This window comes from Enterobacter sp. FB (assembly GCF_000805795.1).
In the GTDB taxonomy this organism is placed as follows: domain Bacteria; phylum Pseudomonadota; class Gammaproteobacteria; order Enterobacterales; family Enterobacteriaceae; genus Enterobacter; species Enterobacter roggenkampii.
In genome coordinates this window covers 87,733-102,401 of record NZ_JSZC01000006.1, presented here as the reverse complement: position 1 = coordinate 102,401, position 14,669 = coordinate 87,733, and the positions used below count along the sequence as shown (strand labels likewise).

20 protein-coding genes are annotated in these 14,669 nt (G+C 54.5%); 10 read left to right on the top strand and 10 right to left on the bottom strand.

Going from position 1 to position 14,669, the window contains the following annotated elements; genetic code table 11:
* Positions 1–7: 7 nt before the first annotated feature.
* From PI91_RS02910 to rplU, 3 genes are all read right to left on the bottom strand, one after another.
* Entirely contained in the window at positions 8–973 is a 966-nt protein-coding gene (locus PI91_RS02910) for a DMT family transporter (RefSeq protein WP_039265408.1), read from the bottom strand.
* A gap of 96 nt (positions 974–1,069) precedes the next feature.
* A complete protein-coding gene (gene rpmA, locus PI91_RS02905) occupies positions 1,070–1,327 on the bottom strand; it encodes a 50S ribosomal protein L27 (RefSeq protein WP_004385076.1) in 258 nt (85 codons plus the stop codon).
* A gap of 19 nt (positions 1,328–1,346) precedes the next feature.
* A complete protein-coding gene (gene rplU, locus PI91_RS02900; protein ID WP_003025032.1) occupies positions 1,347–1,658 on the bottom strand; it encodes a 50S ribosomal protein L21 in 312 nt (103 codons plus the stop codon).
* A gap of 257 nt (positions 1,659–1,915) precedes the next feature.
* On the opposite strand from rplU, the gene ispB reads away from it, so the two are divergent.
* Together ispB and sfsB are read left to right on the top strand one after the other, a co-directional pair.
* A complete protein-coding gene (gene ispB, locus PI91_RS02895; protein WP_008501461.1) occupies positions 1,916–2,887 on the top strand; it encodes an octaprenyl diphosphate synthase in 972 nt (323 codons plus the stop codon).
* A gap of 229 nt (positions 2,888–3,116) precedes the next feature.
* Positions 3,117–3,404, top strand: a complete 288-nt coding sequence (sfsB, locus tag PI91_RS02890; protein WP_008501460.1) for a DNA-binding transcriptional regulator SfsB — start codon at positions 3,117–3,119, stop codon at positions 3,402–3,404.
* 60 nt (positions 3,405–3,464) lie between these two features.
* On the opposite strand, the gene murA is transcribed toward sfsB, so the two are convergent.
* From murA to mlaF, 7 genes are all read right to left on the bottom strand, one after another.
* Positions 3,465–4,724 carry a UDP-N-acetylglucosamine 1-carboxyvinyltransferase gene (gene murA / locus PI91_RS02885; RefSeq protein WP_008501459.1) on the bottom strand — a complete coding sequence of 420 codons (1,260 nt, stop codon included), beginning with the start codon at positions 4,722–4,724 and terminating at the stop codon, positions 3,465–3,467.
* 50 nt (positions 4,725–4,774) lie between these two features.
* Positions 4,775–5,029 carry a BolA family iron metabolism protein IbaG gene (gene ibaG, locus PI91_RS02880; RefSeq protein ID WP_008501458.1) on the bottom strand — a complete coding sequence of 85 codons (255 nt, stop codon included), beginning with the start codon at positions 5,027–5,029 and terminating at the stop codon, positions 4,775–4,777.
* Between the two features lie 126 nt (positions 5,030–5,155).
* Positions 5,156–5,449 (bottom strand): lipid asymmetry maintenance protein MlaB, encoded by a 294-nt coding sequence (gene mlaB / locus PI91_RS02875; protein WP_021242262.1) that lies wholly within the window; start codon positions 5,447–5,449, stop codon positions 5,156–5,158.
* Positions 5,449–6,084, bottom strand: coding sequence for a phospholipid-binding protein MlaC (gene mlaC, locus PI91_RS02870; RefSeq protein ID WP_008501456.1), 636 nt, complete (start codon positions 6,082–6,084; stop codon positions 5,449–5,451). The genes mlaB and mlaC overlap by 1 nt, the downstream gene beginning before the upstream one ends.
* An 18-nt stretch (positions 6,085–6,102) precedes the next feature.
* A complete protein-coding gene (mlaD, locus tag PI91_RS02865; RefSeq protein ID WP_008501455.1) occupies positions 6,103–6,651 on the bottom strand; it encodes an outer membrane lipid asymmetry maintenance protein MlaD in 549 nt (182 codons plus the stop codon).
* A gap of 4 nt (positions 6,652–6,655) precedes the next feature.
* Positions 6,656–7,438 carry a lipid asymmetry maintenance ABC transporter permease subunit MlaE gene (gene mlaE, locus PI91_RS02860; protein ID WP_008501454.1) on the bottom strand — a complete coding sequence of 261 codons (783 nt, stop codon included), beginning with the start codon at positions 7,436–7,438 and terminating at the stop codon, positions 6,656–6,658.
* A gap of 7 nt (positions 7,439–7,445) precedes the next feature.
* A complete protein-coding gene (gene mlaF / locus PI91_RS02855) occupies positions 7,446–8,258 on the bottom strand; it encodes a phospholipid ABC transporter ATP-binding protein MlaF (protein ID WP_008501452.1) in 813 nt (270 codons plus the stop codon).
* Between the two features lie 227 nt (positions 8,259–8,485).
* Here mlaF and PI91_RS02850 point away from each other — a divergent pair, with 227 nt between their 5' ends.
* Genes PI91_RS02850 through hpf form a run of 8 tightly spaced genes read left to right on the top strand, consistent with a single transcriptional unit; the run spans position 8,486 to position 14,662 of the window.
* Positions 8,486–9,463 carry a calcium/sodium antiporter gene (locus tag PI91_RS02850; RefSeq protein WP_008501451.1) on the top strand — a complete coding sequence of 326 codons (978 nt, stop codon included), beginning with the start codon at positions 8,486–8,488 and terminating at the stop codon, positions 9,461–9,463.
* A gap of 13 nt (positions 9,464–9,476) precedes the next feature.
* Positions 9,477–10,463: an arabinose-5-phosphate isomerase KdsD gene (kdsD, locus tag PI91_RS02845; protein ID WP_039265407.1), complete on the top strand. Its 987-nt coding sequence runs from the start codon at positions 9,477–9,479 to the stop codon at positions 10,461–10,463.
* A gap of 14 nt (positions 10,464–10,477) precedes the next feature.
* Positions 10,478–11,044 carry a 3-deoxy-manno-octulosonate-8-phosphatase KdsC gene (gene kdsC / locus PI91_RS02840; protein WP_008501449.1) on the top strand — a complete coding sequence of 189 codons (567 nt, stop codon included), beginning with the start codon at positions 10,478–10,480 and terminating at the stop codon, positions 11,042–11,044.
* Entirely contained in the window at positions 11,041–11,616 is a 576-nt protein-coding gene (lptC, locus tag PI91_RS02835) for an LPS export ABC transporter periplasmic protein LptC (protein ID WP_021242266.1), read from the top strand. The genes kdsC and lptC overlap by 4 nt, the downstream gene beginning before the upstream one ends.
* Positions 11,585–12,139, top strand: a complete 555-nt coding sequence (gene lptA / locus PI91_RS02830; RefSeq protein WP_008501447.1) for a lipopolysaccharide ABC transporter substrate-binding protein LptA — start codon at positions 11,585–11,587, stop codon at positions 12,137–12,139. The genes lptC and lptA overlap by 32 nt, the downstream gene beginning before the upstream one ends.
* Positions 12,140–12,145: 6 nt before the next feature.
* Positions 12,146–12,871 (top strand): LPS export ABC transporter ATP-binding protein, encoded by a 726-nt coding sequence (gene lptB / locus PI91_RS02825; RefSeq protein ID WP_008501446.1) that lies wholly within the window; start codon positions 12,146–12,148, stop codon positions 12,869–12,871.
* Positions 12,872–12,918: 47 nt separating this feature from the next.
* Positions 12,919–14,352, top strand: a complete 1,434-nt coding sequence (rpoN, locus tag PI91_RS02820; protein WP_008501445.1) for an RNA polymerase factor sigma-54 — start codon at positions 12,919–12,921, stop codon at positions 14,350–14,352.
* Between the two features lie 22 nt (positions 14,353–14,374).
* Positions 14,375–14,662 (top strand): ribosome hibernation promoting factor, encoded by a 288-nt coding sequence (hpf, locus tag PI91_RS02815; RefSeq protein WP_008501444.1) that lies wholly within the window; start codon positions 14,375–14,377, stop codon positions 14,660–14,662.
* Positions 14,663–14,669 lie beyond the last annotated feature (7 nt).

Here is a 14,669-nt window from a genome sequence, read left to right as displayed (position 1 = left end):
CCGTAACTCATTCGCCTGAGCGGGGGACTACTACAACCGCTTCATTTTTGCGCCAACGTCCCCAAAGACGATGACCAATGGCGGAATACATCGCGCCCGCAACCACGACAAACGCACCGAGATAACCCAACAGGTTGAGCATCGGTCTGACGAAGACATCGGGCCAGGCCATTGATAACAAATCTGAAAATAACAGCGTAAACAGCGGGGTAAGCGTGATCAACGCGCTCACCTGTGCTGCCTGCCAGCGCGCCATCGCTTCGGCCAGCGCGCCATAACCGACCAGCGTGTTCAGCCCACAAAAAATGAGGCACGCCAGTTGCCAGTCGCTAAGCTGAGTAATCACGCCCGGCTTCACTAATGGCAGCAATGCTATTGTACACAAAGTGTACAGCAAAAAGAGGATCTGCTGTGAGGCAAGCCGACGCAATAACACCTTTTGCGCGACGCCATAGCTCACCCAGACCGTTGCTGCCCCCACGCCGAAAATGACACCCCAGGTGTAATCCGTCAGGCGGGTAAAAATCTCGATTAGACTGGTGTTGAAGAACATCACCAGACCGCACAACAGCATGCTCGCCCCGATAATCTGCGTACCGCGCATCTTCTCCTTGAGGATAAAGACGCTGGCGACCATCATGCCCACCGGCGAAAGCTGACCAATCACCTGCGACGCCGTGGGGCTGAGATATTGCAGGGAAGAGCTGAACAGGATGAAGTTACCGAACAGACCGCCCGTCGCGATAGCCAGCAATACCAGCCAGCGCGGTTTACGGAAGAGCCGCAAGGGTGGAAGCTTACCTTTGATGGCCAGAATCGCCCCGAGGCCGATGCTTGCCATCAGAAAGCGATAAAAGACCACCGTAGGCGGCTCCATCACTTCCAGTACCTGCTTCATTGCAATTGGCAGCGCACCCCAGCACATTGCGGTTGTGAGCGCCAAAAGAATTCCTATGCCGGCCTGCTGCTTCATGCCCGTTTTCCCTACAGAAAAAATTACCGGGTTTCCAATGTAAAAAGCCCCGCAACAGGTTGCGGGGCTTTAATCCGTTACCGGACCGAGAAAACCTTACTCAGCAACGATGCTGATGTATTTACGGTTGTTCGGGCCTTTAACTTCAAATTTCACTTTACCGTCTGCTTTAGCAAACAGAGTGTGGTCACGACCGCAACCTACGTTGTTGCCAGCGTGGAATTTGGTACCACGTTGACGAACGATGATGCTACCCGCCAGAACGGATTCGCCACCGAAACGCTTAACGCCCAGGCGTTTAGCTTCTGAATCGCGACCGTTACGTGTGGAGCCGCCAGCCTTTTTATGTGCCATTTAAATCTCTCCTCAGGTCTTAGGCGCTGATGCCAGTAATTTTCACATCAGTGAACCACTGACGGTGGCCCTGCTGCTTACGGTAGTGCTTACGACGACGAAACTTAACGATTTTAACTTTCTCGCCACGACCGTGTGCAACAACTTCAGCTTTGATAACGCCGCCATCAACGAAAGGAACGCCGATTTTGACTTCTTCACCGTTTGCGATCATCAGAACTTCTGCGAACTCAACAGATTCGCCAGTTGCGATGTCCAGCTTTTCCAGGCGAACGGTCTGACCTTCGCTTACTCGGTGTTGTTTACCACCACTTTGGAAAACCGCGTACATATAAACTCCGCTTCCGCGCACGTCCTCGTATGAATCAGAGTGCGCTATAAATATTCACAATAGGGCGCGAATATTACGCAAAACGCGAGCCTTTGACAAGTGCTACCGTCAATACATGAAGAAAAAAAACACAACACGTACGGTAACGTTTATCTGAGCCGTTTTTTCAGTACAATCAGCACTACTATTGATAAACCGAAACCCTTCGTTACCCCATTGAAGATGGGATCAACAGGATAAAAAGCCCGGCTTTTGCGATGAATTTAGAAAAAATCAACGAGTTAACCGCGCAAGATATGGCGGGTGTGAATGCAGCAATCCTGGAGCAACTCAACTCTGACGTTCAGCTGATCAATCAGTTGGGCTATTACATTGTCAGCGGCGGCGGTAAACGCATTCGTCCGATGATTGCCATTCTGGCTGCCAGAGCCGTTGGCTATCAGGGAAATGCCCACATCACTATCGCCGCGCTCATCGAATTTATCCACACGGCGACGCTTCTGCACGACGATGTGGTGGATGAATCGGATATGCGTCGTGGCAAAGCCACGGCTAACGCCGCGTTCGGGAACGCAGCCAGCGTCCTGGTGGGGGACTTTATCTATACCCGCGCCTTCCAGATGATGACCAGCCTGGGTTCCCTGAAAGTGCTGGAAGTGATGTCCGAAGCCGTTAACGTCATCGCTGAAGGCGAAGTGCTGCAGCTGATGAACGTCAACGACCCGGACATCACCGAAGAAAACTACATGCGCGTCATCTACAGCAAAACCGCGCGCCTGTTTGAAGCGGCGGCCCAGTGTTCCGGCATTTTGGCGGGCTGTACCGAAGCGCAGGAAAAAGGCCTGCAGGACTATGGCCGCTATCTGGGCACAGCCTTCCAGCTGATTGACGATCTGCTGGACTACAGTGCGGACGGCGAGACGCTCGGCAAAAACGTTGGCGATGACCTGAACGAAGGCAAACCGACCCTGCCGCTGCTCCACGCCATGCGTAACGGAACGGCCGACCAGGCGAAGATGATCCGTGAAGCGATTGAGCAGGGAAATGGCCGCCATCTTCTGGAACCTGTACTGGAAACCATGGCAATCTGCGGATCGCTCGAATGGACGCGTCAGCGTGCAGAAGAAGAAGCCGACAAGGCCATCGAGGCCCTTCAGGTCATTCCAGACAGCCCATGGCGCGAGGCACTGATTGGCCTTGCCCACATCGCCGTTCAGCGCGACCGTTAATCTCCCTTTTTCTCCCCGCGATCCTGGCGGGGAGATTCCAGTACACACCAGTAAATTCCGCGTTCATGTAAATTCATCGGTTTAGAGACCGCATGAATAAAGCCATGTCTTATTCTGAATATTCCTTCAAGTAACGCGAACTTTTTAGAACAAGAGTTCGAAATGGGTATAGTAAACCCGTCGTTTCAGAAGAAACGGCGTAGGTGAATCCGAACTTAAGGACGGCGTTATGGATACGAAATTTATCGACTGGCACACGGCTGATATTATTGCCGCACTGCGCAAAAAAGGCACTTCACTGGCAGCAGAGTCCCGCCGCCATGGACTGAGTTCTTCAACTCTGGCAAACGCCCTCACCCGCCCCTGGCCAAAAGGAGAATTAATTATCGCAACGGCGCTGGACACGCATCCGTGGGTGATTTGGCCTTCGCGCTACCACGATCCTGTCACCCATGAATTTATCGACAGATCGCGCATGATTCGCCAGAGAAAAGTAAAAAAAGAATCGCAGGAATAAGTTTTTTTTGACAGGAACAGCAACCCCCCGGTCATTTCTGGCAGGGGGCTGCCGGAACGATTACTCGCCCTTCACACGCTCGATATTGGCACCCAGCGCGCGCAGTTTATCTTCGATACGCTCATAGCCACGATCGATGTGATAAATACGATCCACGATCGTTGTGCCTTCCGCGATACAACCCGCCAATACCAGGCTGGCAGACGCACGCAGATCGGTTGCCATCACCTGAGCACCGGACAGTTTCTCAACGCCGTGGCAAATCACGGTATTACTTTCGATCTCGGCACGTGCCCCCATACGGATCAGCTCCGGTACGTGCATAAAGCGGTTCTCGAAAATGGTTTCCGTGATAAAGCCGGTCCCTTCGGCGACCAGGTTCAACAAGGTGAACTGTGCCTGCATGTCAGTTGGGAAGGCCGGATGCGGTGCCGTACGCACATTGACCGCTTTTGGACGCTGTCCATGCATATCAAGGCTGATCCAGTCTTCACCGATTTCGATATCCGCGCCCGCATCGCGTAGTTTCGCCAGCACCGCATCCAGGGTATCTGGCTGCGCGTTGCGACAAACAATTTTCCCGCCAGAGATCGCAGCAGCGATCAGGAAGGTACCGGTTTCGATACGGTCCGGCAGTACGCGATAGACACCCCCGCCCAGACGCTCAACGCCTTCGATGGTGATGCGGTCGGTACCCTGACCGGAGATCTTCGCACCCAGCGCCACGAGGAAGTTGGCAGTATCCACAATCTCCGGTTCACGCGCGGCGTTTTCGATGATCGTGGTCCCTTCTGCCAGCGTTGCCGCAGACATAATGGTCACCGTTGCACCCACGCTCACTTTGTCCATAACAATGTGCGCGCCTTTCAGACGACCATTGACGGACGCTTTAACGTAGCCTTCTTCCAGCTTGATCTCTGCGCCCAGTTTTTCCAGGCCAAAGATGTGCAGGTCAACCGGACGCGCACCGATAGCGCAACCGCCCGGCAGCGAAACCTGACCCTGACCGAAACGCGCCACCAGCGGGCCAAGCGCCCAGATGGAAGCACGCATGGTTTTCACCAGATCGTAAGGGGCAGAGAAGTTATTCACCTTGCTGGCGTCGATCCAGACGGAACCGTTACGCTCGACTTTCGTGCCCAACTGGGTGAGCAGCTTCATGGTGGTGTCGATATCTTTCAGCTTCGGTACGTTCTGAATCTCTACCGGCTCTTCCGCGAGCAGTGCAGCAAAGAGGATGGGCAGCGCGGCGTTTTTCGCGCCAGAAATTGTGACTTCGCCCTGGAGACGCGTTGGCCCCTGTACACGAAATTTATCCATGGTGTGCTCTCTTATAAATTCAACCGTGCTGCGGGCCTGTCGCCCTCAGCTCAAAAACCGTTTAGTTTGCGATCGCGTGCCCACTCTTGCGGGGTGAACGCTTTAATCGACAGGGCGTGGATGCGGTTATCCGCAATATATTCCATCAGCGGCGCGTACACAGCCTGCTGTTTCTTCACACGGCTCATACCGTCGAACATCTCACCCACAGCAATAACCTGGAAGTGACTGCCATCGCCTGTGACGTGGGCTTCCTGAAGGGAGAGTGCATTCATCAGCACTGTCTGGATTTCATGATTTTCCATGGGCTCTTAATCATCTGATAGTGAAAACAAGCCCAACATCTTAGAGCAAAGTGGCGTCGTCTTAAACAAGCAAAAAGCCCCGACGATGAAACTGTCAGGGCTTTCGGAAGTAACGCACTGAAAATATTAACGAGGCAGTACGTCCTGAGGCAGATTGTAGAGCTGCGCCAGAGTCACGACATTCTCGCTCGCGCCGCGAAGCGTGACGCTCGCCCCCTGCTTTTTCCCTACCGCAACCAGATGGGCAAGCAGCGCAACGCCTGCCGTATCTACCCGCGTGACGTCGGTTAAGTCAATAACCGTCACGCCCTGCATGGCCTCATGGCGTTTATCCCATAAGGGGTTCAGCAGATCCTGATCCAGCTCACCGGACAGCTTTAATGTCTCGCCTTCACGCGACCAGCTGAGTTGCTGTGACATTACTTCTTCTCGTCCAGACTAATTTTCTGACGAGCGATGGACTGCAGCTGCGCGGTCAGGCCATCAATCCCCTTGGTGCGCAGCAGGTCGCTCCACTCGTTCTGTTTGGTGGTGATCATGCTTACGCCTTCGGCGATCATGTCATACGCCTGCCAGTGGCCGGTCTGGCTGTTTTTACGCCACTGGAAATCCAGACGCACCGGCGGACGACCGTTAGGATCGTTGATCGTTACGCGAATAGGGACGATGGTCGCATCACCCAGCGGCTGCTCCGGGGCGATCTGATAGGTCTGACCGTGGTACATCGCCAGCGCCTGACCATACGCCTGCTTCAGGTATTCACGGAAAGCGGCAAAATAGGCATCACGCTGAGCCGGGGTTGCGTCTTTGTAATAGCGGCCCAGCACCAGGGCTCCCGCATATTTGATCTGCACGTACGGCAGCAGCTCCTGGTCAACCACGTCACGCAGGTAATCAGGATTAGCACGAATCTTAGGCTGCTCGTTTTTAAGACGATCGAAGGTTTTCTTCGCGGCTTCGTCCATCAGTTTGTACGGGTTACTCTGATCCGCCGCGTGCACCGCGGTGAGAGGGGCAATAACCAGCATGGCAACCATTAACAGTCGTTTAAACATGAATGACTTCTCCTGATATTAATTCGCAGCACCTGGGGTCGGCGCAGCATTGGTATGGTCTTCACTCTGCGCAGGGGCATTGTCAGACTTTTTATCATCCCCTTTACTGTTGTAAAGGAACTGACCAATCATATCTTCCAGCACCATGGCGGACTTGGTGTCCTGGATCACGCTCCCGTCCTTAAGGATAGTCGTTCCCAGCTCGGGGTCTTCAAAACCGACGTTAAGCGCCAGATATTGTTCGCCCAGCAGACCGGAAGTCCGGATAGAAAGGGAGCTGGTGTCCGGAATGTGGTTGTAACGCTCTTCGATATCCATCGCGACACGTGGCAGATAGGTCTTCTCATCCAGCGTAATGTCAGATACGCGTCCGATCACCACGCCGCCAATACGGACCGGTGAACGCGCCTTCAGCCCGCCGATGTTATCGAAGGTGGCATAGATGCGATACGTCGGCTCGGTGCGCACAGACGTGATATCCGCCGCTCTCAGGCAGATAAACAGCGCGGCCAGCAGCGCCAGCAGCAGGAATACACCGACCCAAATTTCATTTTTTCTCGTTTGCATGAACTCAATTCCCAAACATCAGTGCGGTGAGCACAAAATCCAGACCCAGTACGGCCAGCGACGAATGAACGACTGTACGTGTAGTTGCGCGGCTAATGCCCGCCGACGTCGGGATGGCATCGTAACCATTGAACAATGCAATCCAGGTGACCGTAATGGCAAATACCACGCTCTTAATCAGGCAGTTAATCAGATCCATTCGCAGATCAATGGCGTCCTGCATGGCAGACCAGAAGAAACCGGCATCAATGCCTTTCCAGTGCACTCCAACCAGCGAACCGCCCCAGATCCCCACGGCGACAAACAGAATCGTCAGCAGCGGTAAAGAGATGACCCCGGCCCAGAAACGCGGCGAGATCACGCGACGCAGCGGATCGACCGCCATCATCTCCATGCTGGAGAGCTGCTCGGTCGCGCGCATCAGGCCAATTTCAGCCGTTAAGGCCGACCCCGCGCGCCCGGCGAAAAGCAGCGCCGCCACAACGGGCCCCAGTTCACGCAGCAGCGAGAGCGCCACCAGCATCCCGAGGCTGGTTTCCGCACTGTAGGTTGTCAGCACCAGGTAGCCCTGCAGACCCAGCACCATACCGATAAACAGACCGGAGACAATGATGATGAGCATCGACAGCACGCCGACGTTATAAAGCTGACGCACCAATAGCGGCGCGTGCTTGCGGAATTCCGGCTTGCCGACCAGCGCGTTGAATAACATCAATCCGGCACGCCCGAACGTCCTGATGGTTTTTATGCCACGGTGTCCGAGAGCGGCCAACGCATTTAACAGCATGAGTGGCTTAACTCCCTATTCCCAGTAAATCGTCACGATAGTCGCCCGCCGGGTAGCGGAACGGCACAGGGCCATCGGCAATACCGTCGAGGAACTGCCGCACGCGCGGATCGCAATTTTCCTGCAGCGCCTGGGCGCTACCGTGTGCGACGATCTTTTTGTCCGCTACGATGTAGGCGTAATCGGCAATGCTCAACACTTCAGGTACATCGTGAGACACCACAATGCAGGTGACGCCAAGCGCGCTGTTCAGCTCAGAGATGAGCTTCACCAGCACGCCCATCGTGATGGGATCCTGCCCGACAAACGGTTCGTCGAACATGATTAAATCAGGTTCTAATGCGATGGCTCGCGCCAGCGCGGCACGACGCGCCATCCCGCCGGACAGCTCCGAAGGCATCAGCTTCGCGGCGCCCCGCAGCCCGACGGCTTCTAGCTTCATCATCACCGTGCTTTTCAGCAGCGCAGGCGGCAGGCTGGTATGCTCGCGCAGCGGATAGGCAACGTTATCAAAGACGTTCATGTCGGTGAACAAAGCCCCCGACTGAAAGAGCATGCTCATGCGTTTGCGAACAGTATACAGGCGCGAGCGCGACATCTCCGGGATGTTTTCGCCATCAAAGAGGATTTCACCGCTATCCGGTGGGATCTGCCCACCGATAAGGCGGAGCAGGGTCGTTTTACCGATCCCGGACGGCCCCATGATGGCAGTAATTTTGCCACGCGGCACGGTCAACGAAATATCATCAAATATCAATCTGTTGGCGCGAGAAAAACTCACACCGCGGACATCGACTAAATTCGCCATGGTTTGGCTCATTTATGGTTCCTTTCTTATCCTGCTCACGTTAAGGCATGTAGCCTGAATCAGCCCTAAACTCCGCATTTTTGCAGAATAATAACCGTAGAGGTTAGCGAAAGCTGGCATTTGTTTTACTTTTCCGGCGCATAAAGTCAAAATTAGGAATTCGTTACGCCTCAGACTGTATGCAGTCCAGCCATTCCCGAGCAATGGACCGACGAGTATACCTGAAGAAAGGACTTTTGATGCTTTTAGCAACAGCACTGTTAATAATTGGTTTACTGTTGGTGGTCTACAGTGCTGACCGTTTAGTGTTTGCTGCATCTATCCTGTGTCGCCTGAGTGGCGTACCGCCTGTTGTCATCGGCATGACCGTGGTCAGCGTAGGAACGTCGCTTCCTGAAATCATCGTCTCTGTCTCCGCCTCGCTGCATGGTCAGGTAGACTTGGCAGTCGGCACCGCCATTGGCTCTAACATCGTCAATATTTTATTGATTTTAGGCCTGGCCGCGCTGCTCCATCCTTTTCGCGTGCATTCTGATGTTCTGCGCCGTGAATTGCCGCTAATGTTACTCGTAAGCCTGCTGGCAGGGTGCGTATTTTACGATGGCGTACTGAGCTACAGCGACGGCATTTTCCTGCTGGCGCTGGCCGTTATTTGGCTGCTGTATAGTGTTAAGATCGCCCGTCTGGCTGAAAAGCAGGGTCAGGATAGCCTCACGCGCGAGCAGGTCGCCGAGCTTCCGCGAGAAGGCACGCTGCCTGTTGCCCTGCTCTGGCTGGGCGTCGCGCTGATCATCATGCCGATGGCAACGCGCATGGTCGTGGATAACGCGACGGTGCTGGCGAACTATTTTGCCATCAGCGAGCTGACTATAGGCCTGACGGTGATTGCCATCGGCACCAGCCTGCCGGAGCTGGCCACCGCCATTGCGGGTGCACGTAAAGGTGAGGATGACATTGCCATTGGTAATATCATCGGTTCTAACATTTTTAATATCGCCATTGTGATGGGACTGCCGGCCCTGATTTCGCCAGGGCCCTTTAATCCTCTGGCGTTCTCACGTGATTACGGCGTGATGTTGCTGGTCAGCGTGATTTTTGCCCTGCTCTGCTGGCGGCGGCAACGACAGATCGGCAAAGGCGCAGGCGCGCTGCTGACGGGTGGATTTATCGTATGGATGGCGATGCTGTACTGGCTCTCGCCTCTTCTCTCTGGGTAAACGGAAACGCATTATGTCGCAAATAGAATTGCAGCCGGGTTTTGACTTTCAGAAAGCAGGCAAAGACGTTCTGGAGATTGAACGTGAAGGTCTGGCGCAGTTAGATCAGTACATTAATCAGGATTTTAGTCTGGCATGTGAGAAGATATTCTACTGCGCCGGCAAAGTCGTGGTGATGGGGATGGGCAAGTCCGGCCACATTGGACGCAAAATGGCGGCAACCTTTGCCAGTACCGGCACCTCGTCCTTCTTTGTCCACCCGGGGGAAGCCGCGCACGGGGACCTGGGTATGATCACGCCGCAGGATATCGTCATCGCGCTCTCCAACTCCGGTGAGTCCAATGAAATCCTGGCGCTCATCCCGGTTCTGAAGCGACTGCAGGTGCCGCTGATTTGCATGACCAGCCGTCCGGAAAGCAGCATGGCGCGTGCAGCCGATATTCACCTGTGCGTGAAGGTTCCTAAGGAGGCCTGTCCGCTCGGTCTGGCGCCGACCTCCAGCACCACCGCTGCACTGGTCATGGGCGATGCGCTTGCCGTGGCGCTGCTTGAAGCCCGTGGCTTTACGCCGGAAGATTTCGCGCTTTCCCACCCGGGCGGCGCGCTGGGGCGCAAGCTCCTGCTGCGGGTAAACGATATTATGCACACCGGGGATGAGATCCCTCACGTCAGTAAAGAAGCCTCCCTGCGTGATGCGCTGCTGGAAATCACCCGTAAGAATTTGGGGATGACGGTCGTGTGCGACGGTCTGATGAAAATTCAGGGGATCTTCACCGATGGCGACCTGCGTCGCGTGTTCGACATGGGTGTCGATGTCCGCACGCTCGGCATTGCCGACGTGATGACGCCGGGCGGTATCCGCGTGCGTCCGGGTACGCTGGCCGTGGATGTGCTGAACCTGATGCAGTCCCGCCATATCACCTCCGTTATGGTTGCCGATGGCGACCAGTTGCTGGGTGTGGTACATATGCATGATCTGCTGCGCGCAGGCGTAGTGTAATGAAGGATAAGACAATGAGTAATGCGGGTGCATCCCTTGCAACCTGTTATGGTCCGGTCAGTACCCAGATGATGGCAAAGGCGGAAAACATTCGTCTGCTCATCCTCGATGTGGATGGGGTTCTCTCCGACGGCCTGATTTACATGGGCAATAATGGTGAAGAGCTGAAGGCGTTTAACGTTCGCGACGGCTACGGTATCCGCTGTGCGCTCACCTCGGGGATTGAGGTGGCGATCATCACCGGACGAAACGCTAAACTGGTAGAAGACCGCTGTGAAACTTTAGGTATTACCCATCTGTATCAGGGTCAATCCGATAAGATGGCGGCGTTCAATGATTTACTGGGTAAACTGGCTATCGCACCGGAAAACGTGGCCTACGTCGGGGACGACCTGATTGACTGGCCGGTGATGGCTGAAGTTGGGCTGAGCATCGCCGTTGCCGATGCGCATCCGCTGCTGATCCCGCGCGCCGACTACGTTACCCACATCAACGGTGGCCGCGGCGCTGTCCGTGAAGTCTGCGATCTGCTTCTGCTGGCGCAGGGCAAGCTTGATGAGGCCAAAGGGCAATCGATATGAGTAAAACCAGACGTTGGATTATCATTTTGCTTTCGCTTGTCGCACTGGTATTGATTGGCGTGAACCTTGCCGATCGCGACGATACGCAAACGGAAGTGATCAACAATACCGATCCAACCTATAAAAGCGATCACAGCGACACCGTGGTCTACAGCCCGGAAGGCGCGCTGAACTATCGCCTGATTGCCCAGCATGTTGAATATTTTTCCGATGATGGCGTTTCATGGTTTACCCAACCTGTGATGACCACATTTGATAAAGACAAAGTGCCGACGTGGTCAATTAAGTCAGATCGGGCCAAACTGACAAATGACCGTATGCTTTATCTGTATGGCCACGTTGAAGTCAACGCCCTGACCGCTGACTCGCAACTGCGAAAAATTACGACGGATAATGCCCAGATCAACCTGGTAACCCAGGACGTGACGTCGCAGGATCTGGTCACACTGTATGGCACAACATTTAATTCCAGCGGTTTAAGAATGCGCGGGAACTTACGCAGCAAGAACGCCGAGCTGATTGAAAAGGTTAGAACCTCCTATGAAATTCAAAACAAACAAACTCAGCCTTAAAGTAATTATCGCCAGCGCGATGCTGGCGGCCAGTCTCCCCGCGCTTGCTGTAACGGGCGATACCGACCAGCCGATCCATATTGAGTCCGACACCCAGTCTCTCGATATGCAGGGTAACGTCGTCACCTTCACGGGTAACGTCGTCATGACCCAGGGCACCATCAAAATCAACGCCGACAAAGTGGTCGTGACCCGTCCGGGTGGCGAGCAGGGCAAAGAGATTATTGATGGTTACGGCAACCCGGCAACCTTCTATCAAATGCAGGACAACGGCAAGCCGGTGAAAGGCCGCGCTACGCACATGCACTATGAGCTGGCGAAGGATCTGGTCATCCTGACCGGGAATGCGTATCTGGAACAGCTGGACAGCAACATTACCGGCGACCAGATTACCTATCTGGTTAAAGAGCAAAAAATGCAGGCCTCCAGCGAGAAAGGCAAACGCGTGACCACCGTACTGGTTCCGTCGCAGCTGCAGGACAAAGGCAAGGGCCAGGCCCCGGCACAGAAGAAGAGTAACTAATTCGTTATGGCAACATTAACTGCAAAAAACCTCGCGAAGGCCTATAAGGGCCGCCGTGTCGTAGAAGATGTCAGTCTGACCGTCAACTCCGGCGAAATCGTGGGGCTGCTTGGCCCGAACGGTGCGGGTAAAACGACAACCTTCTACATGGTGGTGGGTATTGTGCCGCGCGATGCCGGCAACATTATCATTGACGATGAAGACATCAGTCTTCTGCCGCTGCACGCGCGCGCGCGTCGCGGGATCGGCTATCTGCCGCAGGAAGCCTCCATTTTCCGTCGTCTCAGCGTTTACGACAACCTGATGGCGGTCCTGCAAATTCGTAACGACCTGACCAACGAACAGCGTCAGGATCGTGCCAACGAGCTGATGGAAGAGTTCCACATTGAGCATCTGCGCGACAGCCTCGGTCAGGCACTCTCCGGGGGCGAACGCCGTCGCGTTGAGATTGCGCGTGCGCTGGCCGCAAACCCGAAATTTATCCTTCTGGATGAACCGTTTGCGGGCGTTGACCCCATCTCCGTTATCGACATTAAACGTATCATTGAGCACCTGCGCGACAGCGGGCTTGGCGTACTGATCACCGACCACAACGTGCGTGAAACGCTGGCCGTGTGTGAACGCGCCTATATTGTCAGCCAGGGCAATCTGATCGCCCACGGTACGCCACAGCAGATCCTCGAAGACGATCATGTTAAGCGCGTCTATCTTGGGGAAGACTTCAGACTCTGATAGGGTAGAGGTAACGTAACGCCGAACCGGAGAAAAATGCTCTGAACATGAAGCAAGGTTTGCAATTAAGGCTCAGCCAACAACTGGCGATGACGCCGCAGCTACAGCAGGCAATTCGCCTGTTGCAACTGTCCACGTTAGAACTTCAGCAGGAGCTCCAGCAGGCGCTGGACAGTAACCCCCTGCTGGAACAAACCGATCTTCATGACGAGGTAGATACCCAGCAATCGCAGGATACTGAAGCGCTCGATACCGCGGATGCACTCGAACAAAAAGAGATGCCCGACGAGCTTCCGCTTGATGCCAGCTGGGATGAAATCTACACCGCCGGAACCCCTTCCGGTACGCGTGCAGACTACCAGGACGATGAGCTACCGGTCTATCAGGGCGAAACCACCCAGTCGCTGCAGGATTACCTGATGTGGCAGGTGGAACTCACCCCCTTCTCCGATACCGACCGCGCGATTGCCACGTCGATTGTCGATGCCGTTGACGACACCGGCTATTTGACCGTCACCCTCGACGATATACTGGAAAGCATGGGCGACGACGAGATTGAGCTTGAGGAAGTCGAAGCCGTTCTGAAGCGCATCCAGCGTTTCGATCCGGTAGGCGTAGCCGCAAAAGATCTGCGCGACTGCCTGCTGATTCAGCTTTCTCAGTTCAGTAAAGAGACGCCATGGCTCGAGGAGGCGCGCGCGATCATCAGCGATCATCTGGATCTGCTGGCGAACCACGATTTCCGCACCCTGATGCGCGTCACGCGCCTGAAGGAAGAGGTGCTGAAAGAAGCGGTGAATCTGATCCAGTCGCTCGATCCGCGCCCCGGTCAGTCGATCCAGACCAGCGAGCCCGAGTACGTGATCCCGGATGTACTGGTCAGAAAACACAACGGCCGCTGGGTCGTTGAACTGAATTCAGACAGCATCCCCCGCCTGCAAATCAACCAGCAGTATGCCTCCATGTGCACCAGCGTGCGTAACGACGCCGACAACCAATATATTCGTAGCAATTTGCAGGAAGCGCGATGGCTGATCAAAAGTCTGGAGAGCCGAAATGATACGCTGCTACGCGTCAGCCGCTGTATTGTCGAACAGCAGCAGGCTTTCTTTGAGCAGGGCGAAGAGTATATGAAACCGATGGTGCTGGCGGATATCGCCCAGGCCGTCGAGATGCATGAATCAACCATTTCCCGTGTCACCACGCAGAAGTATCTGCACAGTCCACGCGGTATTTTTGAGCTTAAGTATTTCTTCTCCAGCCATGTGAATACCGAGGGCGGCGGCGAAGCGTCGTCAACGGCCATTCGTGCTCTGGTGAAGAAGTTGATCGCCGCGGAGAATCCCGCGAAGCCACTAAGCGACAGTAAGTTAACCACCATGCTGTCCGATCAGGGTATTATGGTGGCACGTCGTACTGTTGCGAAGTATCGAGAGTCTTTATCCATTCCGCCGTCCAACCAGCGTAAACAGCTGGTCTGACACAACCGATAAGGAAGACACTATGCAGCTCAACATCACTGGACAAAACGTCGAAATTACTGAGGCTTTACGCGACTTTGTGAACGCGAAGTTTGCAAAACTCGAGCAGTATTTCGAAAGGATCAATCAGGTCTACATTGTGTTGAAAGTGGAGAAAGTGACTCATATCTCGGATGCCACCCTGCATGTTAACGGGGGGGAACTGCATGCCAGTGCGGAAGGGCAAGACATGTACGCTGCTATCGACGGCTTGATTGATAAGCTTGCGCGACAGCTCAATAAACATAAAGATAAACTGAAACAACACTAATTGTCCG

Bases quoted from the DNA above. Each gene is read 5' to 3' on its own strand.
- PI91_RS02910 (WP_039265408.1), bottom strand. From the start codon at position 973: ATGAAGCAGCAGGCCGGCATAGGAATTCTTTTGGCGCTCACAACCGCA.
- rpmA (WP_004385076.1), bottom strand. From the start codon at position 1,327: ATGGCACATAAAAAGGCTGGCGGCTCCACACGTAACGGTCGCGATTCA.
- rplU (WP_003025032.1), bottom strand. From the start codon at position 1,658: ATGTACGCGGTTTTCCAAAGTGGTGGTAAACAACACCGAGTAAGCGAA.
- ispB (WP_008501461.1), top strand. From the start codon at position 1,916: ATGAATTTAGAAAAAATCAACGAGTTAACCGCGCAAGATATGGCGGGT.
- sfsB (WP_008501460.1), top strand. From the start codon at position 3,117: ATGGATACGAAATTTATCGACTGGCACACGGCTGATATTATTGCCGCA.
- murA (WP_008501459.1), bottom strand. From the start codon at position 4,724: ATGGATAAATTTCGTGTACAGGGGCCAACGCGTCTCCAGGGCGAAGTC.
- ibaG (WP_008501458.1), bottom strand. From the start codon at position 5,029: ATGGAAAATCATGAAATCCAGACAGTGCTGATGAATGCACTCTCCCTT.
- mlaB (WP_021242262.1), bottom strand. From the start codon at position 5,449: ATGTCACAGCAACTCAGCTGGTCGCGTGAAGGCGAGACATTAAAGCTG.
- mlaC (WP_008501456.1), bottom strand. From the start codon at position 6,084: ATGTTTAAACGACTGTTAATGGTTGCCATGCTGGTTATTGCCCCTCTC.
- mlaD (WP_008501455.1), bottom strand. From the start codon at position 6,651: ATGCAAACGAGAAAAAATGAAATTTGGGTCGGTGTATTCCTGCTGCTG.
- mlaE (WP_008501454.1), bottom strand. From the start codon at position 7,438: ATGCTGTTAAATGCGTTGGCCGCTCTCGGACACCGTGGCATAAAAACC.
- mlaF (WP_008501452.1), bottom strand. From the start codon at position 8,258: ATGAGCCAAACCATGGCGAATTTAGTCGATGTCCGCGGTGTGAGTTTT.
- PI91_RS02850 (WP_008501451.1), top strand. From the start codon at position 8,486: ATGCTTTTAGCAACAGCACTGTTAATAATTGGTTTACTGTTGGTGGTC.
- kdsD (WP_039265407.1), top strand. From the start codon at position 9,477: ATGTCGCAAATAGAATTGCAGCCGGGTTTTGACTTTCAGAAAGCAGGC.
- kdsC (WP_008501449.1), top strand. From the start codon at position 10,478: ATGAGTAATGCGGGTGCATCCCTTGCAACCTGTTATGGTCCGGTCAGT.
- lptC (WP_021242266.1), top strand. From the start codon at position 11,041: ATGAGTAAAACCAGACGTTGGATTATCATTTTGCTTTCGCTTGTCGCA.
- lptA (WP_008501447.1), top strand. From the start codon at position 11,585: ATGAAATTCAAAACAAACAAACTCAGCCTTAAAGTAATTATCGCCAGC.
- lptB (WP_008501446.1), top strand. From the start codon at position 12,146: ATGGCAACATTAACTGCAAAAAACCTCGCGAAGGCCTATAAGGGCCGC.
- rpoN (WP_008501445.1), top strand. From the start codon at position 12,919: ATGAAGCAAGGTTTGCAATTAAGGCTCAGCCAACAACTGGCGATGACG.
- hpf (WP_008501444.1), top strand. From the start codon at position 14,375: ATGCAGCTCAACATCACTGGACAAAACGTCGAAATTACTGAGGCTTTA.